This window comes from Streptomyces sp. NPDC012769, from assembly GCF_042901205.1.
Classification (GTDB): Bacteria; Actinomycetota; Actinomycetes; order Streptomycetales; family Streptomycetaceae; genus Streptomyces.
Genome location: NZ_JBIBCP010000002.1, coordinates 421,486 through 447,452, shown reverse-complemented (window position 1 = coordinate 447,452; position 25,967 = coordinate 421,486). Strand labels below are relative to the sequence as shown.

At 71.3% G+C, this 25,967-nt stretch carries 18 protein-coding genes; 2 read left to right on the top strand and 16 right to left on the bottom strand.

Features of this window, described 5'->3' with window-relative positions:
* The first annotated feature begins 15 nt into the window (after window positions 1-15).
* Complete coding sequence (locus tag ACFY7C_RS10805; RefSeq protein ID WP_389647049.1) at window positions 16-3,540, top strand: CDP-glycerol glycerophosphotransferase family protein; 3,525 nt, start codon at window positions 16-18, stop codon at window positions 3,538-3,540.
* Window positions 3,541-3,560: 20 nt separating this feature from the next.
* On the top strand, window positions 3,561-5,090 hold the full coding sequence (locus ACFY7C_RS10800; protein ID WP_389647047.1) for a DUF6020 family protein: 1,530 nt from the start codon (window positions 3,561-3,563) through the stop codon (window positions 5,088-5,090).
* Between the two features lie 193 nt (window positions 5,091-5,283).
* Here the strand turns inward: ACFY7C_RS10800 and obgE are convergent, their stop codons facing one another.
* The 16 genes from obgE to ACFY7C_RS10720 form a co-directional block, all read right to left on the bottom strand.
* Window positions 5,284-6,723: a GTPase ObgE gene (gene obgE, locus ACFY7C_RS10795; protein WP_389647045.1), complete on the bottom strand. Its 1,440-nt coding sequence runs from the start codon at window positions 6,721-6,723 to the stop codon at window positions 5,284-5,286.
* 109 nt (window positions 6,724-6,832) lie between these two features.
* The gene (gene rpmA / locus ACFY7C_RS10790) at window positions 6,833-7,087 is read right to left on the bottom strand and encodes a 50S ribosomal protein L27 (RefSeq protein ID WP_010041940.1); all 255 of its coding nucleotides are present in this window, start codon (window positions 7,085-7,087) and stop codon (window positions 6,833-6,835) included.
* Between the two features lie 14 nt (window positions 7,088-7,101).
* Complete coding sequence (rplU, locus tag ACFY7C_RS10785; RefSeq protein WP_010476312.1) at window positions 7,102-7,422, bottom strand: 50S ribosomal protein L21; 321 nt, start codon at window positions 7,420-7,422, stop codon at window positions 7,102-7,104.
* A gap of 183 nt (window positions 7,423-7,605) precedes the next feature.
* Window positions 7,606-8,517, bottom strand: a complete 912-nt coding sequence (galU, locus tag ACFY7C_RS10780) for a UTP--glucose-1-phosphate uridylyltransferase GalU (protein ID WP_389647042.1) — start codon at window positions 8,515-8,517, stop codon at window positions 7,606-7,608.
* 94 nt (window positions 8,518-8,611) lie between these two features.
* Window positions 8,612-12,361: a ribonuclease E/G gene (locus ACFY7C_RS10775; protein ID WP_389647040.1), complete on the bottom strand. Its 3,750-nt coding sequence runs from the start codon at window positions 12,359-12,361 to the stop codon at window positions 8,612-8,614.
* A 234-nt stretch (window positions 12,362-12,595) separates the two neighbouring features.
* Window positions 12,596-13,387 carry a TIGR03936 family radical SAM-associated protein gene (locus tag ACFY7C_RS10770; protein WP_389647037.1) on the bottom strand — a complete coding sequence of 264 codons (792 nt, stop codon included), beginning with the start codon at window positions 13,385-13,387 and terminating at the stop codon, window positions 12,596-12,598.
* Between the two features lie 124 nt (window positions 13,388-13,511).
* Window positions 13,512-14,906, bottom strand: coding sequence for a hypothetical protein (locus ACFY7C_RS10765; protein WP_389647034.1), 1,395 nt, complete (start codon window positions 14,904-14,906; stop codon window positions 13,512-13,514).
* Window positions 14,907-14,978: 72 nt separating this feature from the next.
* On the bottom strand, window positions 14,979-16,910 hold the full coding sequence (locus ACFY7C_RS10760) for a TIGR03960 family B12-binding radical SAM protein (RefSeq protein WP_389647031.1): 1,932 nt from the start codon (window positions 16,908-16,910) through the stop codon (window positions 14,979-14,981).
* 52 nt (window positions 16,911-16,962) lie between these two features.
* The gene (locus ACFY7C_RS10755) at window positions 16,963-18,483 is read right to left on the bottom strand and encodes a CHAD domain-containing protein (protein ID WP_389647028.1); all 1,521 of its coding nucleotides are present in this window, start codon (window positions 18,481-18,483) and stop codon (window positions 16,963-16,965) included.
* Between the two features lie 43 nt (window positions 18,484-18,526).
* Window positions 18,527-19,726, bottom strand: a complete 1,200-nt coding sequence (gene rodA / locus ACFY7C_RS10750; protein WP_389647025.1) for a rod shape-determining protein RodA — start codon at window positions 19,724-19,726, stop codon at window positions 18,527-18,529.
* 4 nt (window positions 19,727-19,730) lie between these two features.
* A complete protein-coding gene (mrdA, locus tag ACFY7C_RS10745; RefSeq protein WP_389647023.1) occupies window positions 19,731-21,917 on the bottom strand; it encodes a penicillin-binding protein 2 in 2,187 nt (728 codons plus the stop codon).
* A 19-nt stretch (window positions 21,918-21,936) separates the two neighbouring features.
* Window positions 21,937-22,602 carry a rod shape-determining protein MreD gene (gene mreD, locus ACFY7C_RS10740; RefSeq protein WP_389647020.1) on the bottom strand — a complete coding sequence of 222 codons (666 nt, stop codon included), beginning with the start codon at window positions 22,600-22,602 and terminating at the stop codon, window positions 21,937-21,939.
* A complete protein-coding gene (mreC, locus tag ACFY7C_RS10735) occupies window positions 22,599-23,699 on the bottom strand; it encodes a rod shape-determining protein MreC (RefSeq protein WP_389647017.1) in 1,101 nt (366 codons plus the stop codon). Before mreC ends, mreD begins: the two co-directional genes overlap by 4 nt.
* 103 nt (window positions 23,700-23,802) lie before the next feature.
* Window positions 23,803-24,822, bottom strand: coding sequence for a rod shape-determining protein (locus ACFY7C_RS10730; RefSeq protein WP_046905593.1), 1,020 nt, complete (start codon window positions 24,820-24,822; stop codon window positions 23,803-23,805).
* 305 nt (window positions 24,823-25,127) lie between these two features.
* Window positions 25,128-25,541 (bottom strand): nucleoside-diphosphate kinase, encoded by a 414-nt coding sequence (gene ndk, locus ACFY7C_RS10725; RefSeq protein ID WP_389647014.1) that lies wholly within the window; start codon window positions 25,539-25,541, stop codon window positions 25,128-25,130.
* 65 nt (window positions 25,542-25,606) lie between these two features.
* On the bottom strand, window positions 25,607-25,963 hold the full coding sequence (locus ACFY7C_RS10720; protein WP_389647011.1) for a DUF4233 domain-containing protein: 357 nt from the start codon (window positions 25,961-25,963) through the stop codon (window positions 25,607-25,609).
* Window positions 25,964-25,967: the final 4 nt, after the last annotated feature.

The window sequence follows — 25,967 nt, the reverse complement described above, 5'->3', positions numbered from 1 at the left end:
GTTCCCGTCTACAACGTGGAGCTCTTTCTCGACGAGTGCCTGCAGTCCATCGCCGACCAGACGTTCACCGACTGGGAGGCCATCGTCGTCGACGACGGCTCGACCGACGGCAGCCTCGCCCTCGCCCGCGCGTGGGCCGAGAAGGACCAGCGGTTCCGGGTGGTGGCTCAGGAGAACAAGGGGCTGGGGCCGGCCCGTAACACCGGTGTGGCCCATCTGACGGAGGGCACGGAGTACCTCGCGTTCGTCGACAGCGACGACATCGTGCTCCCGGACGCCTACGAGCGGTTCATCGCCAAGCTGGACGCGACCGGCTCCGACTTCGCCAGCGGCAACGTGAACCTGCTCAAGGCGGGCGAGATCCTGCCGTCCCCGCTGCACCAGAAGCGCCTCGGCAAGGACCGCGACCGCACGCACATCACCCGCGACAAGGAACTCGTCTACGACCGCACGGCGTGGAACAAGGTCTTCCGCCGTTCGTTCTGGGACAAGCACGCCTTCGAGTTCCCCGGCATCCTCTACGAGGACGCCCCGGTGACGCTGCCGGCCCACTTCCAGGCGTCGAAGGTCGACGTGCTCGGCGACCCCGTCTACCTGTGGCGGCAGCGGACCGGTGGCGCCCCGTCGATCACGCAGCGCCGGACCGAGCCGGTCAACGTCCGCGACCGCATAAGGTCGTGCGAGTCCGTGAGCCGGTTCCTCGCCTCGCAGCCGGGCGAGGAGTACGCGGAGCACAAGCGCTGGTACGACCAGATCTTCATCAGCGACGAGCTGCCGCTCTTCATGGGCGTGCTCGACGAGGCCGGTGACGAGTTCCGCGAGCTGTTCATGGCGGGCGCCGCCGACTACCTCGGCCGGGTCGACCCCAAGGTCCTCGGCCGGATCGACGTGTCGCTGCGGCTCAAGTGCCACCTGATCGGTGAGGGCCGGTTCGACGAGCTCCTGGAGCTGATCACGTTCGAGCGCGAGACCGGGCGGGCGGTCCCGGTCACCCGGCAGGGCCTGCGTCACTTCGCCGACTACCCGGTGCTCGACAAGGGCAAGGCGGTCCCCCGCGACGTGCTGCGCGTCGGCTCCGAGTTCTCCGCCCGCGCCCAGGTCGAGGCGGTCCTCTGGCGCGACGGCCGACTGCACCTCGACGGCCACGCCTACATCCGCAACCTGGCCGCCCCCAAGCCGAAGCCGTCCCTGCGCGTCCTGATGCTGCGCGAGAGCGGCAGCCGGCGCACCGTCCTCGTCCGGCCCAGCCGGACGCGGGCCCCCAAGGCCACCCAGACCTCCGGCCAGTCGCTGCACAACTACGACTGGTCCGGCTTCTCCCTCGACCTCAACCCCGCCAAGCTGAAGGGCCGGGGCGGCTGGCGCGACGGCGTGTGGCGGCTGACCGTCGCCACCGTCCAGGAGGGTGTGGCGCGCCGCACCCGGCTGAAGGCCGGCGAGAGCGGCAGCGCCGAGAGCCCCTCCCAGCACTGGGTCGAGAAGGACGTACGCATCGTCCCCTTCGTCGCCGACAGCCACCTGTACCTGCGGGTCGACAAGGTCCGCGCCAAGCTGACCGGTCACCGCCGGGTCGACGGTGCCGTCGAGCTGTCCGGTGTCCTCGGCCACGAGGCCGCCGCGCCCGGCGTGAAGTCCGCGCTCCGGCTCACCCACGCCACCTCGGGCGGGAAGCGGGAGTTCCCCGTCACCCGTGACGGCGCCGACTTCTCCGTACGCGTCCCGCTCGCCGACCTCGACGTCGAGGGCCGCGACTCCGAGGACCTGGAGGTCACCGACAAGTGGGCGGCCGAGCTGGTCGTCGGCTCGAAGAAGTTCCCGGTCGCCGTGAACGACCGCCAGGGCGACCTGGGCCGCCAGTACGCCTTCGACGGCGGGGACACCACCGCCTGGGGCAGCCGGGCCGTGGCGATCGCCAACGACGGCGCCGGCCGCCTGGTGCTGCGCACCCAGCCGATCCAGCCCATGATCGCGGAGGCGACCGTGTCCGCCGAGGGCCTGATCACCCTGGAGGGCGCGCTGCCCGCCACGGTCGACCAGGACCTGGAGCTCGTGCTGCGCCACAGCCGGCACGCCGAGGAACACCGCTACCCGGTCACCGTCGAGGACGGCACCTTCCGTGTCGGCTTCCTTCCGGTGCCCGCCGGCTTCACCGAGGTGCCGCTGCGCCAGGGCCGCTGGTACCTGTTCGTGCGGACCGTCGACAGCCGTGTCGAGGTGCCCGTGCGGGCCGTCCCGTCGGCGCTCGGCACGCTGCCGGTCTCGTTCTCGCTGCGGGGCCGCGACTACGCGCTGACCCACCGCTTCTACGACCGGCTGCTCATCGACTCCGCCTCCGACCTGGACGCGGAGGAGATCGGCTGGTTCCGCCAGCGGGAGATGCGGTCCACCGTCTACGAGCGGGCCCGTACGGCCGCGCTGAAGGACACCGTCCTGTACGCGTCCTTCTCGGGGCGCCAGTACTCCGACTCGCCGCGGGCGGTTTACGACGAGCTGGTCCGGCAGGGCTCCGACCTGGAGCACATCTGGGTCGTGGAGGACCTCCGGGCCGAGATCCCCGAGGGCGTACGCGTCATCCGCCGGTGGAGCCGCGAGTGGTACGAGGCGCTCGGCACGAGCCGCTTCATCGTGACCAACACCCATCTGCCGTTCTGGATCAACCGTCGTGAGGGCCAGGTCATCGTGCAGACCTGGCACGGCACCCCGCTCAAGCGGATCGGCCACGACATCGACAGCGTGCAGTTCGCCGACCGCAAGTACCTGGAGAAGGTCGCCCAGGAGACTCCGAGCTGGAGCTTCCTGGTCTCCCCCAACCGCTTCTCGACCCCGATCATGAAGCGCGCGTTCCAGTACGACGGCGAGATCCTGGAGTCCGGCTACCCGCGCAACGACGTGCTGCTGTCCCCCAAGACGGAGGACCTGGCGCGCACGGTCCGGGAGCGGATCGGGCTGCCGGAGGGCAAGAAGGTCGTGCTGTACGCGCCGACCTGGCGGGACGACCAGTTCTACCAGGCGGGCAACTACAAGTTCGATCTCCGCCTCGACACCGCGAAGGCGGCGGAACGGCTCGGCGAGGACCACGTCCTGCTGGTGCGCAAGCACTCGAACATCGTGGACGCGGTGCCCGGCGCCGGCGACGGCTTCATCTTCGATGTGTCCAGCTACCCGGACATCGCGGAGCTGTTCCTGATCACCGACGTGCTGGTCACGGACTACTCGTCGCTGATGTTCGACTTCGCGAACACGGGCCGTCCGATGCTCTTCTTCACGTACGACCTGGAGTACTACCGCGACCAGCTCCGCGGTTTCTACTTCGACTTCGAGAAGCGGGCCCCCGGTCCGCTGCTGCAGACCTCCGACGAACTCGTCGAGGCGCTCGCCGACATCGACCGGATCAGCTCCACGTACACCGACGCGTACCGCGAGTTCCGCGACGTGTTCTGCGATCTCGACGACGGCCACGCCTCCGAGCGAGTGATCCGCCGGATGCTGGAGCTCGCCCACCCCGACAGCCCGTCCAACAAGCCTGCGGAGCAGCGGTGAAGTCGCTTTCCCTCCCCCTCGTGAACCGAACCCTGGAACGGATCCCGCCGCAACGGCGGCTTCCGCTGGGCGTGTACGCGGCCACCCAGCTGATCTTCCTGGTGTGGTGGGCCGCGTTCTACCCGGGCGGGATGAGCTATGACTCGATCTCGTACGTGTGGCACGTCACCACCGGTCACTGGATGTCCAACCACTCGGTGGCGTACGACGCCCTGGTCTGGCTCAGCCTCCAGCTGACCGGCGACCTGGCGCTGTTGACGTTCTTCCAGTCCGTGGCGATGGCGTCGGCCCTGGCGTACGTGGCGGTGACGCTGCGCATGTTCGGGGTCAAGGGGAAGTGGAGCTTCACCGCGGCGGTGGCCTGCGCGCTGCTGCCGTCCCTCGGCACGTTCGTGATCTACGTGTGGAAGGACGTCGCGTACGCGATCGGTGCGGTCCTCGCCTTCGCGGCGGTGGGCCGGCTGGCCGCGCGCCGGCTGCGGGGCGACTCCGTCGACATCAAGGACCGTGCCTTCCGCGGTGAGATCGCGGTCCTGTTCGTCGGCTTCCTCGGCATGAGCATCTTCCGCAACAACGGCCTGCTGGTCGCGCTGATCGCGGTGCCGGTGCTGCTGCTGACGCTGCCGAGGATGCGCCGGTGGCTGCTGGTCGGGACGGTCGTGCCGGCGGTGATCGGGGCGACCCTGCAGCTGGTGATCTACCCGGCCGTCGGCGTGAAGACGCCGACCAAGGACCAGGTGTACGCGATGAACTACGCGGACATCGCGGTGGTGTACGGGCAGGTTCCGCACACCTTCACCAAGGCCGACAAGAAGCTGATGGCGAAGGTCGCGCCGCTGTCACACTGGAGCGGCAAGGCCGCCAACTGCTACAACGCCGACTGGGCGATGCAGAAGCCGATGAACCGCAAGCTGGCGGAGAAGTACAACGACCAGCTGGTCAACCTGTGGTTCCGGGTGCTGGAGCGCACGCCGGACCGGATGATCTCGGCGCGGCTGTGCCGCTCGCACATCGCGTGGTCGCCGTACCCGGGTCCCGTGGACAAGATGGGGCACACCCTGATCAGCCCGCCGGCCGTGCCGAAGGACCTGTTCGGCTGGGCGGACTGGAACCCGGACATGAAGGACAGCCCTTACCGGCCGATCCTGAAGGTCCGCCCGCTGTCCGAGAAGCTGAACGACGCGGCGTACTTCGTGTGGCAGGCGACCAAGACGCCGCAGCTGCAGTGGCTGCTGTTCCGCGGGGCGATCTGGTGCTACGCGGCGTACGCGATCGTCCTCGCGTTCTCCCGCAAGCACCGGACCTGGGCTCCGGTGGCCCTGCTCTCGGTCCCGCTGGCCCTCCAGCTCACGGTCGTCGCGGCGAACCCGGCGCCTCTGGCGCGCTACATGTTCGCCCCGATGTTCCTGGGGATCATGTGCCTGCCGCTGATCGGCGCGAAGCCCCGCTTCAAGAAGCGCCCCGACCCGGCCCCGGCGCCCAGCGAACCCCAGCGCACCACCACCCCCTCCGACCCGGACCCCGAACCGGCACCCGTCGCGTCCTCCTGACCCGCGCACAGCGGCACAGCGGTACAGCGGTAAAAGGGGCCCGCCTCCTCATGCAGAGGAGACGGGCCCCTTCCCCGTCCCCAGACCCCGGACACGGAAACGGGCCCCGCCGGAGCGCCTGCGCCGGACTCCGTCCGCCGACACGGAAACGGGCCCCGCCGGCAACACCCGGCAGGGCCCGTGCACACGTTCGCTAGAACGGGTTGAACTCGTCGAACTCCCGCTGCGCCTCGTCCCGCTCCGCATCGCGGTCACGACGCCGCTGGGCGGCCGGGCGGGGGGCCTCCATGCGGTGGTCCTCGCCGCGGCGGCCGAGCATTTCGGCGCCGGCGGTCATCGAGGGCTCCCAGTCGAAGACGACCGCGTTCTCCTCGGGGCCGATGGCGACGCCGTCGCCGGCGCGGGCGCCGGCCTTCATCAGTTCGTCCTCGACGCCGAGCCGGTTGAGGCGGTCGGCCAGGTAGCCGACGGCCTCGTCGTTGTTGAAGTCGGTCTGGCGGACCCAGCGCTCGGGCTTCTCGCCGCGCACGCGGTACAGGTCCTCCTGCTCGTCGTAGGTGACGGTGAAGCCGGCGTCGTCGACCGCCTTCGGGCGGATGACGATACGGGTCGCCTCCTCCTTCGGCTTGGCCGCGCGCGCCTTCGAGACGATCTCGGCCAGGGCGAAGGAGAGCTCCTTCAGGCCCGTACGGGCGACCGCCGAGACCTCGAAGACGCGGTAGCCGCGCTGCTCCAGGTCGGGGCGGATCATGTCCGCGAGGTCCTGGCCGTCCGGGATGTCGATCTTGTTGAGGACGACGATGCGCGGACGGTCGTCGAGGCCGCCGTACTGCTTCAGCTCCTCCTCGATGACGTCGAGGTCGGAGACCGGGTCGCGGTCGGACTCCAGCGTCGCCGTGTCGAGGACGTGGACCAGCACCGAGCAGCGCTCGACGTGGCGCAGGAACTCCAGGCCCAGGCCGCGGCCCTGGCTGGCGCCGGGGATGAGGCCGGGGACGTCGGCGATGGTGTAGACGGTCGAGCCGGCCGTGACCACGCCGAGGTTCGGGACCAGCGTCGTGAAGGGGTAGTCCGCGATCTTCGGCTTGGCGGCCGAGAGGACGGAGATCAGCGAGGACTTGCCGGCGCTCGGGTAGCCGACGAGCGCCACGTCGGCGACCGTCTTGAGCTCCAGGACGATGTCCTGGAGGTCGCCGGGCTCGCCGAGCAGCGCGAAGCCGGGCGCCTTGCGCCGCGCGGACGCGAGCGCCGCGTTGCCGAGGCCGCCGCGGCCGCCCTGGGCGGCGACGAAGGTGGTGCCCTCCCCGACCAGGTCGGCGAGGACGTTGCCCTTCTTGTCGAGGACGACGGTGCCGTCCGGCACGGTCAGGACGAGGTCCTGGCCGTCCTTGCCGGAGCGGTTGCCGCCCTCGCCGGGCTTGCCGTTGGTGGCCTTGCGGTGCGGCGAGTGGTGATATTCGAGGAGTGTGGTGACCGACTGGTCGACGACCAGGATCACATCACCGCCCCGGCCGCCGTTGCCGCCGTCGGGGCCGCCGAGCGGCTTGAACTTCTCCCGGTGGACGGAGGCGCAGCCGTGGCCTCCGTTACCCGCGGCGACGTGCAGCTCGACGCGGTCCACGAAGGTGGTCATGTTCTGTGCCTCCAGAGAGATTAAGCGTGGAATGTCTATCTAGTAACACGCGAAAGGCGGACCCGCTTCCCCGTACGGGAAGTGAGGTCCGCCTCCGCAAAGCGTCCGATCAGGCGACCGGAACGATGTTCACGACCTTGCGGCCACGGTGGGTGCCGAACTGCACCGAACCGGCCTGCAGGGCGAACAGCGTGTCGTCGCCGCCACGGCCGACGCCCGCGCCCGGGTGGAAGTGGGTGCCACGCTGGCGGACCAGGATCTCACCCGCGTTGACGACCTGACCGCCGAAGCGCTTCACGCCGAGCCGCTGGGCGTTGGAGTCGCGACCGTTCCGGGTGGACGATGCGCCCTTCTTGTGTGCCATTGCTCAGTCCCTCTTTACTTCGCGGCCGTCGGGATGGACGTGACCTTGATCGCCGTGTACTGCTGACGGTGACCCTGGCGACGGCGGTAGCCGGTCTTGTTCTTGTAGCGCAGGATGTCGATCTTGGCGCCCTTGTGGTGGTCCACGACCTCGGCCTGGACCTTGATGCCCGCCAGGACCCACGGGTCGCTGGTCACGGCGTCGCCGTCGACAACGAGCAGGGTCGAGAGCTCGACCGTGTCGCCAACCTTGGCGGTGGAAATCTTGTCAACCTCAACGATGTCGCCGACAGCAACCTTGTGCTGGCGACCACCGCTGCGCACGATGGCGTACACGCGGATCTCTCTCTCACTCGGAAACGGGACCCCTGATGCCAGCCGCCCACGCGGGCCTGGGCCCACGGCGCTCCGGAATCGGACGAGCGGCCTCTCCCGGAGACCCGGGAGGGAGGTGCTCAGAGGTGTGGCGTGCTAGTCGACACGCCGACGGTCTAGATTACGGGCGGCGCCCGTAGGGGGTCAAATCTCGGTCGTCTCGGCGACGAAGGCCTTGAGCCAGTCGCGGAAGTCCGGGCCCAGGTCCTCGCGCTCGCAGGCCAGCCGCACGATGGCCCGCAGGTAGTCGCCGCGGTCACCGGTGTCGTAACGGCGGCCCTTGAAGACGACGCCGTGCACCGGGCCGCCGATCCGCTCGTCGAGCGCCATCTTCTGCAGGGCGTCGGTGAGCTGGATCTCACCGCCGCGGCCCGGCTCGGTCCCCCGCAGCACGCCGAAGACGGCCGGGTCGAGGACGTAGCGGCCGATGATGGCGAGGTTGCTGGGCGCCTCCGACGGCTCGGGCTTCTCGACCAGGCCGGTGATCCGTACGACGTCGGCGTCGCCGGTCGGCTCGACGGCGGCGCAGCCGTAGAGGTGGATCTGGGAGGGGTCGACCTCCATGAGCGCGACGACGCTGCCGCCGTGCTCGGTGAGGACCTCCAGCATGCGGGCGAGCAGGGGGTCGCGCGGGTCGATCAGGTCGTCGCCGAGGAGCACCGCGAAGGGCTCGTCGCCGACGTGCGGGGCGGCGCAGAGGACGGCGTGGCCGAGGCCGCGCGGGTCGCCCTGGCGCACGTAGTGCATGGTGGCGAGCTCGCTGGACTCCTGGACCCTGGTGAGGCGCTCCTCGTCGCCCTTGCGGACCAGCGCCTCCTCCAGCTCGTAGTTCCGGTCGAAGTGGTCCTCGAGCGGACGCTTGTTCCGCCCGGTGACCATCAGGACGTCCTCGAGCCCTGCCGAGACCGCCTCCTCCACGACGTACTGGATCGCCGGCTTGTCGACGACCGGCAGCATCTCCTTCGGCGTCGCCTTCGTGGCGGGAAGGAAGCGCGTGCCGAGGCCGGCGGCGGGGATGACGGCCTTGCGTACGCGGGGAGTGGGGTTGCTGTTCATCGGGCTGGTTCCTGGTTTCCGATCCGGGGGGTCAAAACGTGTGGACCGTCCTCGGGAGGAGGACGGCCCACACGGGTCGCGTCGGGGACTGGGGTCAGTCCTGCGCGGGGGCGGCGGTCTTCTTCGCGGCCTTCTTCGCGGTCGTCGTCTTCTTCGCCGCGGTCTTCTTGGCCGCCGTCTTCTTGGTGGCGGCCTTCTTCGCGGTGGCCTTCTTGGCGGTCTTGCGAGCCGCCTTCTTGGCCGGGGCGGGGGCCTCGGCCTCGGCGTCCGCCGGGGCCTCGACGTCCGCGGGGACCTCGGCCTCGGCCGGGGCGACGGACGCGACCACGACCACGGCGGCCTCCTCGGCACCGGTCGGCGAACCGGCCGGAGCGGTGGCCTTGCGGACCACCCGGCGACGGCCCTTCGGCGGGGCGGCCACGGGGGCCTCCTCGACGGCGGGCTCGGCGACCGGCTCGGCCGCGGGGGCCTCGACGGCGGCCGGCTCGACCACCGTCTCGGCGACCGGCTCCGGGGTGGCGACCACCGGGGCCGACGCCCTGCGGGTGGCGCGGCGGCGGGTACGGGGCGCCGGAGCGGCCTCCTCCTGGGCGGCGGGCTCGGCGACCGGCTCGGCCACGGGCTGCGCGACCTGCTCCGGCTCGGCCTTGGCCTCCTCCGGCTTCGGCTCCGGCTTCGTCTCCGGGACGACGACCTCGTAGGTCTCCGTCTCGGTCACGGCCGGAGAGGCGACCGGCGCCGACACCCGGCGGGTGGCCCGGCGGCGGCCACGACCGCGCGTGGCGGCGGCCTCGGCCTCCGCGGCGCTGCCGTACAGCTCCTCGTCGGGAGCGATCGGCTCGGGCAGGGCCACCGGGGCCGCGAGCTCCGCCGCGACCTCGGCCTCGGTCTCCGTCTCGGCCTCGACCGAGTCGGCCAGGGTCTCGACGGCCTCGTGCTCGTGCTCGTGGACGTGCTCGCCGCCGCGGCCGCGCTTCTTCGCGCGCTTGCCGCCGCCACCGCCACCGGCGGTGGTCGGCTGCTCCATGTGGACGATGACACCGCGGCCGTTGCAGTGGACGCAGGTCTCGGAGAAGGACTCCAGGAGGCCCTGGCCGACCCGCTTGCGGGTCATCTGCACCAGGCCGAGCGAGGTGACCTCGGCCACCTGGTGCTTGGTCCGGTCCCGGCCCAGGCACTCCAGGAGGCGGCGCAGCACCAGGTCGCGGTTGGACTCCAGGACCATGTCGATGAAGTCGATGACGACGATGCCGCCCAGGTCGCGCAGGCGCAGCTGGCGCACGATCTCCTCGGCCGCCTCCAGGTTGTTCCTGGTGACGGTCTCCTCGAGGTTGCCGCCCTGGCCGGTGAACTTGCCGGTGTTGACGTCGACGACGATCATCGCCTCGGTCTTGTCGATCACCAGCGAGCCGCCGGACGGCAGCCAGACCTTGCGGTCCAGCGCCTTCATGAGCTGCTCGTCGATCCGGTACGTGGCGAAGACGTCGACCTCGCTCGTCCACTTGGACAGGCGGTCGGTCAGGTCCGGGGCGACGTGGTTCACGTACCCGTGGATGGTCTCCCACGCGTCGTCACCGCTGACGATGACCTTGGAGAAGTCCTCGTTGAAGATGTCACGGACGACGCGGACGGTCATGTCCGGCTCGCCGTAGAGAAGCGTCGGCGCGTTGCCGTTCTTCGCCTTCTTCTGGATCTCCTCCCACTGCGCCTGCAGTCGCTCGACGTCACGGCGCAGCTCGTCCTCGCTCGCGCCCTCGGCGGCGGTGCGCACGATGACGCCCGCGTCCTCGGGGACGATCTTCTTGAGGATGGTCTTCAGACGCGCGCGCTCGGTGTCCGGGAGCTTGCGGCTGATGCCGGTCATCGAGCCCTCGGGCACGTACACGAGGTAGCGGCCGGGGAGCGAGACCTGGCTGGTGAGGCGGGCGCCCTTGTGGCCGATCGGGTCCTTGGTGACCTGCACCAGGACGGACTGGCCGGACTTCAGGGCGGACTCGATGCGGCGCGGCCCGTTGGCCATGCCGAGCGCCTCGAAGTTGACCTCGCCGGCGTACAGGACGGCGTTGCGACCCTTGCCGATGTCGACGAAGGCGGCCTCCATCGACGGCAGCACGTTCTGGACCTTGCCCAGGTAGACGTTGCCGACGTAGGAGGTGGCCTGCTCCTTGTTGACGTAGTGCTCGACGAGCACGTTGTCCTCGAGGACGCCGATCTGGGTGCGCTCGCCGTTCTGGCGGACGACCATCACGCGCTCGACGGCCTCGCGGCGGGCGAGGAACTCGGCCTCGGTGATGATCGGGACGCGACGGCGGCCCTGCTCGCGGCCCTCGCGGCGGCGCTGCTTCTTGGCCTCCAGGCGGGTGGAGCCCTTGATGGACTGCACCTCGTCGGACGGCTCGGCCTTCTCGCGGGCGGGGCGGGGCTCACGGACCTTGACGACCGTGCGGACGCCGTCCTCCTCCGTGGCCTCGGCCTCGGAGGCGTCACCGCTGCGGCGACGGCGGCGACGGCGACGGCGGGAGCTGCTGGAACCGCCGAACGCCTCGGTGTCCTCGCCCTCGTCCGTCTCCTCGGTCTCGCCCTCGGCCTCGGCGTGGGCCTCCTCGGCCTCCTCGGCCTCGTCGGTCTCCTCGGCCTCGGCGAACTCGCCGCGGCGACGGCGACGGCCGCCACGACGGCGACGGCGGGACGGGCGGTCCTCGTACTCCTCGGTGTCCTCGGCCTCGGACTCCGCCTCGGCCTCGGCGGCCTCGGGGGTGGACTCGACCTCGGGCTCGTCGGCGACGGTGGCCGGGACGGGCTCGACGGCGACGGGCTCGCCACGGCGGCGGCGACGACGGCGCGAGCCGGTCTCGACGTGCTCGGGGGCCGGGGCGGTCTCGACGGTCTCGGCCGTCTCCTCCTCGGGCTCCTCCTCCACGGCCTCGGCCGCGGCGATGTACGCGGCGGTCTCCGGGGTCTGGAACATCGGCTCGGTGAAGACCGGCGGCTGGAAGACGGCGACGGCCGGGCGGGCGGCGCGGCGGGTGCGCGGCTTCTCGGCCTCGGCGGCCGGCTCGGCGGTGAACTGCGGCGAGGCGGCGCGGCGGCGGCCACGGCCGCGGGTGGCGGCCTCCTCGGCGGCGGCGACATCGGCGCCGTGCGAGGCGATCTCCTCGACGGTGTCCTCGGGCAGTGCCTCGCCGGAGGTCTCCGCGGCGATCTCGGCGGCGGCTGCCGCCCCCACCTCGGGCGTGCTGGTCTTACGGGTGGCCCGGCGGCGGGTGCGGGGGGCCGGGGCGGCCTCCTCCGCGACCGGAGCGGCCTCGGCGGCAGGCGCGGCGGCCTCGGCGGCCGGGGCCTCGACGGCCTCCGGGGTGGCAACGGCGCGGGTCGCACGACGACGCGTACGGGGGGCCGGGGCGGCCTCCTCCGCGACCGGAGCGGCCTCGGCGGCAGGTGCGGCGGCCTCGGCGGCCGGGGCCTCGACGGCCTCCGGGGTCGTCACGGCACGGGTCGCACGACGACGCGTACGAGGCGCCGGAGCGGCCTCCTCCGCGACCGGAGCGGCCTCGGCGGCAGGCGCGGCGGCCTCGGCGGCCGGGGCCTCGGCCGGGGCGGTCTGGGGTGCGGTGGCCTTCCGGGTGGCGCGGCGGCGCGGACGCGCGGGCGCCGGCTCCTCGGCGGCCGGGGTCTCGGCGGCCGGGGTCTCGGCGGCCGGAGCGGCGGTGGTCTCGACGACCTCGGTGGCTTCGGTGGCGGCCTCGGCCGTCACCGGCGGACCGGCCGGCCGGGAAGCGGCGCGGCGCCGACGGCGCGGCGGCAGCTTGTCACCGGGTGCGTTGGTGTCGTTCTCTTCGAGCATGCGGGGTTCTCCCGTCACGCTCCCGGGCGCCGCGTCTGGTTCCGGTCCGGCGGCACGAATCGCGCGAGATGCGCGGTGCCGCCGTCCGGGGCGCGGGCGCCGCACGGGAGCTCTGTGTCTGGCTCGCCGGTTCCGTACGCACAGTGCGTACGGCCTGGCGAAAGTCTCCTGGTCAGTGCGCTGCCCGACCCAGGTGGCTCCCGAGTACCAGGGCGGCGCTACAACGACCGCTCCCTACGCGGTGCCGTCACCCGGCGCCGTCGCTGAGGCGGTCGCGGCGGCCGTGGGTGGAGCGGCCGTGACTGCCTCGCGGTCGGGCGCGAGCGGGTCGGTCACCGTGCCGGACTCCTCGTCGAAGAGCCCCTGCGCCAGCCTGGTCACCGCTGCGGGGACCGGCGGCGCCAGGTCGGCCACAGCTCGGAGACCGGACAGGACGTCGTCGGGTCGCACGGCAGGTGTCACGTGCCGAACAACCAGCCGCAGTATCGCACAGGCGCTGTCCAGCGGCCTATCACCCTGGGGATCGCCCGGGGCGGGGGCCGCGGTCAGCTCCACGACGGCACCGCGGGTGTCGAAGGTGCGCAGACCGTTCTTGGTCTTGCGCTGTACTTCCACGCTCTCGGCCGCGAGAAACGCGTCGACGGCCTTCCGCGCGTCGTCGACGTCGACGCCGTCGAGCCGCAGCTCCCACACGGAGGCGGTGAGCCGGTCGGCGAGGCCGGAGGTCCGGGCCTCGACGGCGTCGATGATGTCGAGGCCGCTCGGCATGGACTCGTCGAGCAGGGCCCGCAGGGTCTCGGGGTCGCGGGCCTCGGTGAGGGCGATCTCCAGGTATTCGGCCTCGGAGCCCGTACCCGTCGGGGCGGCGTTGGCGTACGACACCTTGGGGTGCGGGGTGAACCCGGCCGAGTACGCCATGGGCACCTCGGCACGGCGCAGCGCACGCTCGAAGGCGCGCTGGAAGTCACGGTGGCTGGTGAACCGGAGGCGGCCGCGCTTGGTGTAGCGCAGTCGGATGCGCTGCACCGCCGGTGCGGGCGGCGGGCCTTCGGGCTGTCGCTTGCCCAGTGGTTCTTCTCCTCGGTGCGGGGCGGGCGCGGGAGGCGCACCGCCCTCGAAATGCGGGTGTGCCCTGGGGGGCCCGCCCGGTTCACCCCCGCGTCTGCGGGGAGATCTCGGGTGCGGGCGCCGCGCCGGGGACGTTCGTTGTACTACCCAGAGTACGCGCCCGGGCCACCTGAGGTTCCCGGGGCCGGTCGGCGCGGGTCTCTCCGACCAGGGCGCGCCAGGTGTCGCGCCGGGCCTGGCGGACGGCGTCGCGGGCGGAGGCGAGGGCCGCCCGGGCCGTCTGCCGTCCCTCGGCGAGCGCCTTGCGGGCGGGGGCCCAGACGGCGTGGCGGATCCAGTGGCCGACCGGGGTGCACACCTGGCGGTAGACCCAGGCGGCGGGCCGTACGAACAGGTGACGGGCGACCCAGGCGACGGGGCGGGCGACGAGGTTCCGGGCCAGCCACGCGAGGCCGCGGCCCACGGCCCGGGACAGGAATCCTGCGACGCGCCAGCAGATGGCGAGGGCGTCACGGATCTCACGGCCGACGGGGAGCAGGACGCGCCGCCACAGCCAGACGGCCGGACGGACGATCCCGTACGTGACGAGCGGCACGACCCCGTACCGCCACGGCCACCGGAACAGCACCGTGAACAGCGCCGTCACGGTCGCCAGCAGCCCGCGCCCCAGCCAGCCGGCACCGACCGCGATGCCGCGCCCGAGTCCGATGAACACCCAGGCCAGGCCCCGGCCGAGTCCGATGAACACCCAGGCCAGACCACGCCACAGCCTGACGAGTGCCCAGGCGGTCCCCTGCCCCACCGGCGCCAGCACCGCCCGGTACAGCCAGACGGCGGGGACGGCTATCCCGTAGCGGGCGACGGGGACGAGCACGTACCGCCAGAAGGCGGAGAAGGGCAGGGCGAGCGCCTTGCCGAGCAGCACCGCCCCGGCCGACAGCCCGCGCCCCAGCCGTACCAGGCCGGCGCCCAGCCCCCGGAACACCCAGGCCAGCCCGCTCCACAGGCCACCGAGCAGCCAGGAAAGACCACGCCAGAGACCGCCGAAGGCCCACGCCAGCCCACGCCAGAGGCCACCAAAGACCCACGCCAGCCCACGCCACAACCCGCCGAAGGCCCACGACAGGCCCCGCCACAGGCCACCGAACACCCACGCCAGCCCGCGCCACAACCCGCCGAACACCCACGCGATCGCCCGGCCGGCGGCGCGGGCGGCACGGCCGAGGGCCCGAGCCGTCGGGGTCAGGAGCCGCTCGTACAGCCAGACGGCCGGACGCTTCAGCAGGTGGCGGTAGAGCCAGGCGAGGCCCCGGCCGGTCGGGCGGAGCAGCGCGCGGTCGAGGAGGCGGCCGGCGGCCTTGAGGGCGTCCCAGGCCATGCGGACCGGGAGGACGAGAACCAGCACGACGAACCTGACCGGGATGCGGATCAGGGCGTGCGGGGCGGGCTGGGCCGGTGCCGGGTTTTCCGTGCTCATGTCCCACAGGACGCCGACGGCCCGGCGGAGGGTTCACCCCTCCGCCGGGCCGTCACCCGATCGCCGTCGTGCCTACTTGTTCACGACCGACAGCGGCAGCAGCTTCTTGCCCGTCGGGCCGATCTGGATGTGGGTGTCCATCTGCGGGCAGACACCGCAGTCGAAGCACGGCGTCCAGCGGCAGTCCTCGACCTCGGTCTCGTCGAGCGCGTCCTGCCAGTCCTCCCAGAGCCAGTCCTTGTCGAGACCGGAGTCCAGGTGGTCCCAGGGCAGGACCTCCTCGTAGGTGCGCTCGCGGGTCGTGTACCAGGCCACGTCCACGCCGAACTCGGGGAGGGTCTTCTCCGCGCACTCCATCCAGCGGTCGTACGAGAAGTGCTCGCGCCAGCCGTCGAAGCGGCCGCCGTCCTCGTAGACCGCGCGGATGACGGCGCCGACGCGGCGGTCGCCGCGGGAGAGGAGGCCCTCGACGATGCCGGGCTTGCCGTCGTGGTAGCGGAAGCCGATGGAGCGGCCGTACTTCTTGTCGCCGCGGATCTTGTCGCGGAGCTTCGCCAGGCGCTCGTCGGTCTCCTCGGCGGAGAGCTGCGGGGCCCACTGGAAGGGGGTGTGCGGCTTGGGCACGAAGCCGCCGATGGAGACGGTGCAGCGGATGTCGTTCTGGCCGGAGACCTTGCGGCCCTCGGCGATCACGTTCATCGCCATGTCGGCGATCTGCAGGACGTCCTCGTCGGTCTCCGTCGGCAGGCCGCACATGAAGTACAGCTTCACCTGGCGCCAGCCGTTGCCGTACGCGGTGGAGACGGTCCGGATCAGGTCCTCCTCCGAGACCATCTTGTTGATGACCTTGCGCATGCGCTCGGAGCCGCCCTCGGGGGCGAAGGTGAGGCCGGAGCGGCGGCCGTTGCGGGTCAGCTCGTTGGCGAGGTCGACGTTGAAGGCGTCCACGCGGGTCGACGGCAGGGAGAGGCCGACCTTGTCGTCCTCGTAGCGGTCGGCGAGGCCCTTGGCGATGTCACCGATCTCGGAGTGGTCCGCCGAGGACAGCGACAGCAGGCCGACCTCCTCGAAGCCGGTCGCCTTGAGACCCTTCTCCACCATCTCGCCGATGCCGGTGATGCTTCGCTCCCGCACGGGGCGCGTGATCATGCCGGCCTGGCAGAAACGGCAGCCGCGGGTGCAGCCGCGGAAGATCTCGACGGACATCCGCTCGTGGACGGTCTCGGCGAGCGGGACGAGCGGCTGCTTGGGGTAGGGCCACTCGTCGAGGTCCATGACGGTGTGCTTGGAGACGCGCCACGGCACACCGGACCTGTTGGGGACGACCCGGCCGATGCGGCCGTCCGGCAGGTACTCCACGTCGTAGAAGCGGGGGATGTAGACCGAGCCGGTCTTGGCGAGGCGGAAGAGGACCTCCTCGCGGCCGCCGGGCCGGCCCTCCGCCTTCCACTGGCGGATGATCTCGGTCATGTCGAGCACGGCCTGCTCGCCGTCACCGATGATCGCCGCGTCGATGAAGTCCGCGATCGGCTCGGGGTTGAAGGCGGCGTGGCCGCCGGCGAGCACGATCGGGTGGTCGACGGTCCGGTCCTTCGACTCCAGCGGGATGCCGGCGAGGTCGAGGGCGGTGAGCATGTTGGTGTAGCCGAGCTCGGTCGAGAAGGACAGACCGAACACGTCGAAGGCGCCGACGGGGCGGTGGCTGTCGACCGTGAACTGCGGCACGCCGTGCTCGCGCATCAGCTCCTCGAGGTCCGGCCACACGCTGTACGTGCGCTCGGCGAGGACGCCGTCACGCTCGTTCAGTACCTCGTAGAGGATCATGACGCCCTGGTTGGGCAGGCCGACCTCGTACGCGTCCGGGTACATCAGCGCCCAGCGCACATCGGCGGACTCCCACGGCTTGACCGTGGAGTTCAGCTCTCCACCGACGTACTGAATCGGCTTCTGCACGTGCGGGAGCAGAGCTTCGAGCTGCGGGAAGACAGACTCGGCAGCAGACATCTCGAACCTTCGTGAGCTGGCAGGGGGGCGACTCTCAAGCGTACCCCGGTGCTCAGTGGCTCAGTGCCGCCCGGATTTCCGGGGCGGAGGCCCGGTCCCACAGCTCCGGCAGCTCCCGCTCCAGCGCCTCCCCCGCCGCCGCCTCGCGGCCGTAGAGGACGCCCCAGGTGAAGGCGGACTCGCCGGCCGCGTGGGCCTGGATCGCGAGCTCGCGGAGGGCTTCGCGGGTGACGACGCTGTCCTGGTGGTCGCCGAGGCAGGACTGGACGGCCTTGACGCGCTTGGCGAACCGTTTGGCGGGCTTGCCGAGGGTGGGGCGGGCGGACTCGCCGGCGTACCGGGCGCGCTTGGCGGCCTTGCGGGCCTCGTGGAGGGCGAGGTCGCGCTCGGGTCCCGGGTCGAGGGCGAGGGCGTGGTCGACCCGGTCGGCGAGGCGGTCGAAGTCCTTGTGGGCGGCGCGGGCGAGGACATCGGCGGCGTCGCGTGCGGCCGCCTTGCGCAGCGGCGGGTCGGCGAGGAGCGCGGCGAGGCGGTCGAGGAGGGCGAGGTGGCGGTCGGAGTCGAGGGCGGCGAGCACCGTGCGCCGGGCCTCTTCGGCGCGGCTCGTGCCGCGGATGCGCAGCCGGGCGTGGACGGGGCCCAGGCGGAGGGTGTCGGGGAGCTCGTCGAGCCGGTCGTCGAGCCGTTCCTGGAGGACCTCCTCGTCCCGGGCGACGCCGAGCTCGCCGGCCAGCCACTTCAGTTCCTCGCCGATCGGGTCGGTGACGGCGCGGTCGAGCACCTTGCGGTACGTCTTGAAGGCGCTTCGCAGGCGTCGGGTGGCGACCCGCATCTTGTGCACCGCGTCGGGGAGGTCGCGGCGGACGGCGGGGTCGAAGGCGACGATCGCCTCGATCTGTTCCCGTACGTACGCGAGGACGGCGTGTCCGGCCGTGCCGGGGGTGCCGGTGGCGGCCGTCGGGGTTTTCGCGGGCCCGCCGCCCGTGTCGGCGAGGGCCCGGGCCAGTTTCGAGGGCGCGTGCGAGGGGCGGATGCCGGCCTTCTTCAGGTGTTTCTCGACGGCGTCGAGGATCGCCTCGTCGGCGTCGTCGGCGAGTTCGACCTCGATCTCGGTCCAGGCGGCCTTCCCGTCACCCGTGAGCCGTTCGGCGTGGACGGTGTCGACGGAGAGCTCGGCGAGGAGGCTGCCGTCGACGTCGAGCAGGTGGCGGACGTCGCGGCGGGACAGGAGGTGGACGACGGGGACGACGTCCTCGTGCCGGACCCGGGACCGCAGGAGCCCCGCCAGTGAGCGCGGCAGCGTCTCGGCGAGCGGGGCCCTGATCTCGTCGCGGATCCCGGGGGCGACCGGGAGCTTCAGGTGCCAGCCGGCGTCCGTGCCGCCGGTGCGCCGGCGCAGGGTGAGCGAGTCGGCGGCGAGCCGCAGGTCGGGCGTGTCGTAGTAGACGGCGTCGAGTTCCATGACGCCTTCGTCCCGGACGGCGGCGACGCCCGGGACCCCGTCGAGGTCCGGGACCACGGCCTTGTCGGCGGCCTCGTACTTCCGCTCGATCTCGCGCTTCGTCTCGTCCATGGATCGAGCCTAGAACGCGATGGGGGCGCGGCGGGAGTGCGCGTCAGGCCGTCATCGGGCGCTGCACCCTGATGGATTGCAGCAGTCCGATCGCCACCCACACGGCGAACATCGACGAACCCCCGTAGGAGACGAAGGGCAGCGGCAGGCCCGCGACCGGCATGATGCCGAGCGTCATGCCGATGTTCTCGAAGGACTGGAACGCGAACCAGGCGATGATGCCGGCGGCCACGATCGTGCCGTACAGCTCGGTCGTCTCGCGGGCGATGCGGCAGGCCCGCCACAGGATGACGCCGAGCAGGGCGAGGATCAGTCCGGCGCCGACGAAGCCGAGCTCCTCGCCGGCGACGGTGTAGATGAAGTCGGTCTGCTGTTCGGGCACGAACTGGCCGCTGGTCTGGTGGCCGTTGAACAGTCCCGCGCCGTACAGGCCGCCGGAGCCGATGGCGATGCGGGCCTGGTTGGTGTTGTAGCCGACGCCGGCCGGGTCGAGTTCGGGGTTGGCGAAGGCGGCGAAGCGGTTGATCTGGTACTCGTCGAGCATGCCGAGCGTGGTCACCAGGACGGCGCCGAGGACGCCCGCGCCGATCAGGCCGAGCACCCAGCGGTTGGAGGCGCCGGAGGCGAGCAGCACGCCGAGCACGATGACGGCCATGACCATGACGGAGCCGAGGTCGGGCATCAGCATGACGATGCCCATGGGGAGGGCGGCCAGCACCAGGGCCTTGGCGACGGTGCGGTGGTCGGGGTGGATCTGGTCCCCCGCGTCGACCTTCGCCGCGAGCAGCACCGCCATGATCAGGATGATGGTGATCTTGACGAACTCGCTGGGCTGGAGCGAGAAGCCGCCGCCGATCTGGATCCACGCGTGAGCGCCGTTGATGGTGGCGCCGAGCGGGGTGAGGACGGCGAGGATCAGCAGGATGGAGATGCCGTAGAGGATCGGCACGGCCCCGCGCAGGGTGCGGTGGCCGAGCCAGATGGTGCCGATCATCAGGACGAGGCCGATGCCGGTGTTGAGCGAGTGCCGGAACAGGAAGGCGTACGGGTCGCCGCCGTTGAGCTCGGTGCGGTTGCGGGTCGCGGACCACACGAGCAGCGTGCCGAGGAAGGACAGCGCGAGGGCGCTGAGCAGTATCGGCCAGTCGAGCCTGCGCAGCACCGAGTCGCGGGCGGTGAGCCTGGCGAGCGGCCCGCGCTCGGGTGCGTAGCGGGAGACGGAGAAGCCGTGGGGGGCGGTCATCGGGTCAGTCCCTCAGGTACGGGGGCGGGCCCGCGAGCGGCGGCACCACGCCGCCCTCGGCGGGGTCGACGAGCTGTGACTTGGGGTCGTAGGGCTTGACCTCGGGCGCGTCGATGGTGCCGTCGGGGTTGACCTTCGGCAGGGTCTGCTGCGGCTGGGGCAGCAGGGCCCGCTTGAGGTCCTGCTTGCCCGCGTCGTCGAGGCCGTACAGGGCGTCGTAGATGTTGCGCACGGCGGGTCCCGAGGCGCCGGAGCCGGTGCCGCCCTGGGAGATGGTCATGACGATCGTGAAGTCCTTGGTGTACGTCGCCAGCCAGGACGTCGTCTGCTTGCCGTAGACCTGGGCGGTACCGGTCTTGGCGTGCATCGGGATCTTGTCCTGCGGCCAGCCGCCGAACCGCCAGGCGGCGGTGCCGCCGGGCTCGACGACGGACCGCAGGCCCTTGTCGAGGTCCTTGACGGTCTGGGCGTCGACCGGCAGCCGGCCGTGCGGCCGGGGCTTGATCTCCCGGATCTGCTTGCCGTCGGGGCTGATCACGGCCTTGCCGACGGTGGGGTTGTAGAGGGTGCCGCCGTTGCTGATGGCCGCGTAGGCGGTGGCCAGCTGGACGGGCGTGATGAGGACGTCGCCCTGTCCGATCGCGAAGTTGATGCTGTCGAAGGCCTTGAGCTGGTTGCCTTCGAGGCAGCTCTCGTAGGCGATCTGCTCGACGTAGGTGCCGCCCTTCTTGCCCTGCTTGCACCAGACGTCCTTGTTGGCCTCCCAGAAGCTCTGCTTCCAGTGGCGGTCCGGGATGCGGCCGGTGACCTCGTTGGGCAGGTCGATGCCGGTCTCGCTACCGAAGCCGTAGTCGCGGGCGGTCCGGTAGAACCAGTCCTTGGCGTCCTTCTTCGGCTTGAGGCCGCCGTCGCGCTGCCATTCCTGGTGGCCCAGGCGGTAGAAGACGGTGTTGCAGGAGAACTTGAGGGCGTCGCCGAGGGTGATGGGGCCGTGCCCCTTGGACTCGAAGTTGGCGAAGCTGCGGTTGCCCATGCTGTACGAGGCGCTGCACAGGTACTTGTCGTTGAAGTCGTGCCCGGCGCGCACGGCGGCGCTCGCCGACACCACCTTGAAGACGGAGCCGGCGGGCGCCTGGCCCTGGATGGCGCGGTTCAGCAGCGGGTAGTTGGAGTCCTTGCTGGTGAGCGCGGCGTAGTCCTTGGCGGAGATGCCGCCGACCCAGGCGTTGGGGTCGTAGTCGGGCTGGGAGGCCATCGCGACGACGCGGCCGGTCCTGGACTCCATGACGACGACGGCGCCGGCGTCGGCCTCGTACGGGCGGCCGGTGATCTTGTCGGTCTCGCCGCGGACCGTCTTCATCGCCTGGTGGAGCTCGTACTCGGCGACGGCCTGGACGCGGGCGTCGATGCTGGTGACGAGGGTGGAGCCGGGCACGCCCGGGTCGGACTTCGTCTGGCCCATGACGCGGCCGAGGTTGTCGACCTCGTAGCGGGTGACGCCGGCCTTGCCGCGCAACTCCTTGTCGTAGGTGCGTTCGATGCCGGAGCGGCCGACCTGGTCGGAGCGGAGGAACGGCGAGTCGGTGTCCTTGGCCTTCTCGATCTCCTCGTCGGTGACGGGCGAGAGATAGCCGAGGACTTGCGCGGTGCGGGCCTTGCCGGGCGCCGGGTAGCGGCGGACGGCGGCGAGTTCGGCGGTGATGCCGGGGAAGTCCTCGGAGGCCTCACGGATCGTCAGGGCCTGCTGGGTGGTGGCCTCGTCGGTGACCGGGATCGGCTGGAACGGGGAGCCGTTCCAGCAGGGCTTGGGCGTCTCGGAGTCGCAGAGCCGGATCTTGTTCATGACGTCCTGCGGCTTCATGCCCAGGACGCCGGCGAGCCGGGTGAGGACGGCCTTGCCGTCGTCCTTCATCTTCATCAGCTCGGTGCGCGAGGCGGAGACCACGAGCCGGGTCTCGTTGTCGGCGAGCGGGACGCCGCGGGCGTCGAGGATGGAGCCGCGCACGGCGGGCTGGACGACCTGCTGGACGTGGTTGTTCTTGGCCTCGTCGGTGTACTCCTTGCCCTGGCGGATCTGGAGGTACCAGAGGCGTCCGCCGAGGGTGAAGAGCAGGGAGAAGACGAGGACCTGGATGACGATGAGCCGGATCTGGACCCTGGGGGTCCGTCCGGTCTCCGGGATGTTGCTCATGCTGCCGTTGCCCCCTCGGTCACAGTCGCTTGACTCCCTTGATGCGTCCGGCGCGTGAGGCGCGGGTCCGGGCCGCCTTGACGAGCAGGCCGCTGCGCTGGGTGCCGATCCTCAGGCCGGTGCCGGTGGAGAGCCAGCCGGAGGAGACGTCGGCTCCGTTCGTCCCGGCCTCGGCGAGCGGGTCGTTCTCGGCGCGCCGCGCGATGGCCATGATCAGCGGGACGGTGAACGGCGCGAGGAGCAGGTCGTAGAGGGCGGCCGTGAACAGCAGGAAGCCCAGCCCGACGTGGCGGGCGGCGGTGTCGCCGACGAGCGCGCCGACCCCGGCGTAGAGGAGGGTGGAGCCGACGGCGGTGACGGCGACCACGGCCATGGGCCCGGCGGCGGACTTGAGCCGGCCGTTCTCGGGGCGGGCGAGGCCGACGAGGTAGCCGACGACGCAGAGCACGAGGGCATAGCGGCCGGCGGCGTGGTCGGCGGGCGGGGCGAGGTCGGCGATCAGGCCGGCGCTGAAGCCGACGAGGGCGCCGGTGACGTGTCCGTACACCAGCGCGAGCGCGACGACGGTGAGCAGGACGAGGTCGGGGACGGCGCCGGGGAGCTGGAGGCGGGCGAGGACGGAGACCTGGACGACCAGGGCGACGACGACCAGCGCGGCCGACAGCAGGATGCGGTTCAACTTCACGGCGTTTCCTCCCCCTGGTCCTGCGGCTGGTCCTGTGGCTGAGGCTGCTGCTGGGGCTGCTGGTCCTGCGGCTGGGCCTGCTGCTGGTCCTGCTGGGGCTGCTGGTTCAGCTCGTCCGGCTTCAGCGCGGGCTGGTCGCCCTGCTGCTGGGCCTGCCCTTCCTGCTGGTTCTGCTGGTTCGGGTTCTGCTGCGGGGGCGGCGGGGTGACCGTGACGGTGACGGTCGGGGCGGGCTTGGGCTTCGGCGGCAGCACCGTGTCGCGCGGGTCGGTGCGCGGGGCCTGGACGACGACGCCGACGATGTCGAGCTTGCTGAAGCCGACGTACGGGCGGACGTAGACGTTACGGGTCAGGCCGCCGCCCAGCGGGTCGACGCGGACCACCTCGCCGACCGGGACGCCGGGCACGAAGGGCTTGGCGCCGTGCGAGCCGAAGGTGACGAGCCGGTCGCCCGGCTTGACCTTGGCCTTGCCGTTGAGGAGCTGGACGAGCAGCGGGCCGTTGCCCTGGCCGGTGGCGAAGCCGAGTTCGTCGGTCTTCTCCAGGCGGGTGCCGACGGTGAAGTCGGGGTCGTTGGCGAGCAGCACGGTCGCCGTGGAGGGGCCGACGGTGGTGACCCGGCCGACGAGTCCGGCGCCGTTGAGGACGGTCATGTCGCGCCGGATGCCGTCCTGGGCGCCGGCGTCGATGGTGACGGTCCAGGAGAAGCCCTGGGCCGCTCCTATGGCGATGACCTGGGCGCCCTTGATGCCGTACTGGCCGGCGCCGGCCGTCTTCAGCAGGGTGTCGAGCTCGCGCAGCCGGTTGCGGTTGCGGTCGTCGCTGCCGAGCTTGGCCTTGAGGGCGGCGTTCTCCTGCTCCAGGGCGGCGATCCGGTTGTGCCGCTCCCCGGAGTCGCGGACCGCTCCTATCGCGTTGCCGATCGGGTCGACCGCCGAGGCGACGCCGTTCTCGACGGGACCGAAGACCGCGGCCGCGGCCTGCCGGGCACCGTCGACCGGTGACTCCTGGCCTCCTCTGATGTCCACCGTGATCAGTGCGAACGCGATGGCGATCAGCAGTACCAGGAGCAGCCGGCTCTCTCGTGTGTCCCTCACGTGCGGCGGCCGTGCCTTTCCTCGTTCGATACGGGCCCCCGGGCCGGGGCCCGGGGGTGATGGAGTTGTGGGGTGACGCGGTCGTTACGGGCTGCCGGCCGGGTCAGCGGCGCGGCTGGGCGTCCAGGACCTGCTGGAGCGCCTCGAACTCCTCGACGCACTTGCCGGATCCGAGCGCCACCGAGTCCAGCGGGTCCTCGGCGATGTGGATCGGCATGCCGGTCTCGCGGCGGAGCCGCTCGTCCAGGCCTCGGAGCAGTGCGCCGCCACCGGTGAGAACGATGCCGCGGTCCATGACGTCACCGGAGAGCTCCGGCGGACACTTGTCGAGGGTGGTCTTGACGGCGTCGACGATGGCGTTGACCGGCTCCTCGATGGCCTTGCGGACCTCGGCGGCGGAGATGACCACGGTCTTGGGCAGGCCGGAGACCAGGTCGCGGCCGCGGATCTCGGTGTGCTCGTCCTGGTCGAGGTCGTAGGCGGAGCCGATGGTGATCTTGATCTGCTCGGCGGTGCGCTCGCCGAGGAGGAGGGAGTACTCCTTCTTGATGTGCTGGATGATCGCGTTGTCGAGCTCGTCGCCGGCCACCCGGATGGACTGTGCCGTGACGATTCCGCCGAGGGAGATGACGGCCACCTCGGTGGTGCCGCCGCCGATGTCGACGACCATGTTGCCGGTGGCCTCGTGGACCGGGAGGCCCGAGCCGATGGCGGCGGCCATGGGCTCCTCGATGATGTGCACCTGGCGGGCGCCGGCCTGGGTGGAGGCCTCGATGACGGCGCGGCGCTCGACTCCCGTGATGCCGGAGGGCACACAGACGACGACCCGGGGACGGGCCAGGTAGCGGCGCTTGTGGATCTTGAGGATGAAGTAGCGGAGCATCCGCTCGGTGATCTCGAAGTCGGCGATCACGCCGTCCTTGAGCGGGCGGACGGCGACGATGTTGCCGGGGGTCCGGCCGATCATCTTCTTCGCCTCCGCACCGACCGCGAGGATGCCGCCGGTGTTGGTGTTGATCGCGACGACGGACGGCTCGTTCAGAACGATGCCTCGACCCCTGACGTACACCAGCGTGTTGGCGGTCCCGAGGTCGACAGCCATGTCACGGCCGATGAACGACATTGAGTTCCCCTTGTTTCCCATGAGGATGCGTCGGGCCTTCCCTAGCGGAGCGTTGACGGCTTCTCAGGTCGGCGAGGTGGTGGCTGTAGGTGGTGCGGCGTGGAGTTTCCCCATCGTAGTGCCGCCCGCACGGATACCGCGCGGCGGACCGCCCCAGTCCACCTCTGTATAGGTGACGGATCCACCTCTGTATAGGTGACGGAATGACGCGGCGATCCGTTCCCGGGTTCGTCGTTCATATGCCTGGGGGCGACCGAAATTCCTTCGGTCGCCCCAGGGGGTGGCTCTGATCGGCTGACGCCGGGTCAGACGAGGCCGGGGAAGAAGATCTTCAGTTCCCGAATGGCGGACTCCTCGGAGTCCGAGGCGTGGATCAGGTTCTCGCGGACGATGGTGCCGAAGTCGCCGCGGATGGAGCCGGGCGCGGCGGCGATCGGGTCGGTCGGGCCGGCGAGCGTGCGCAGGCCCTCGATGACCCGCTCGCCCTCGACGACGAGCGCGACGACCGGGCCGGAGGCCATGAAGCCCATCAGCGGCTCGTAGAAGGGCTTGCCCTTGTGCTCGCCGTAGTGCTGCTCCAGCGTCTCCTGGTCCAGCTCGCGCATCTCCAGGGCCGCGATGGTCCAGCCGGCCTTGCGCTCGATACGGCCGATGATCTCGCCGATCAGGCCACGGCGGACGGCGTCGGGCTTGAGCAGGACGAGCGTGCGCTGGCTCACGGGGGAACTCCTTCAGACAACGGTGTGCGGGACTGAAGAGGCTACAGGGCCCGCACCGGCCCCGATCACGCAGCGTCAGGCCCTGCGGAGCCTTCGGAGGCCGCCCAGCCGGCCTTGATCTCGTCGATCTTCCGGCCGTAGTGCACCGAGGCCCACCAGAGCACGCCGAACAGCGCACCCAGGAAGAACATCACCGGCACCACGAAGCCGCTCGCGACCAGACCGATCTGCAGCGCCCAGCCCAGCTGCACACCGCCCGGACGGGTGATCATCCCGCACAGCAGCACCGACAGGGCCATGGCGATGCCGCAGACCGTCCACACCGTCGACATCGCCAGCGACTCGTCCTTCATGGCGACGAGCCCGGCGAAACCGATCACGAAGAACTCGCCGATCAGCGTCGAGGAACACAGCACCCGCATCGGA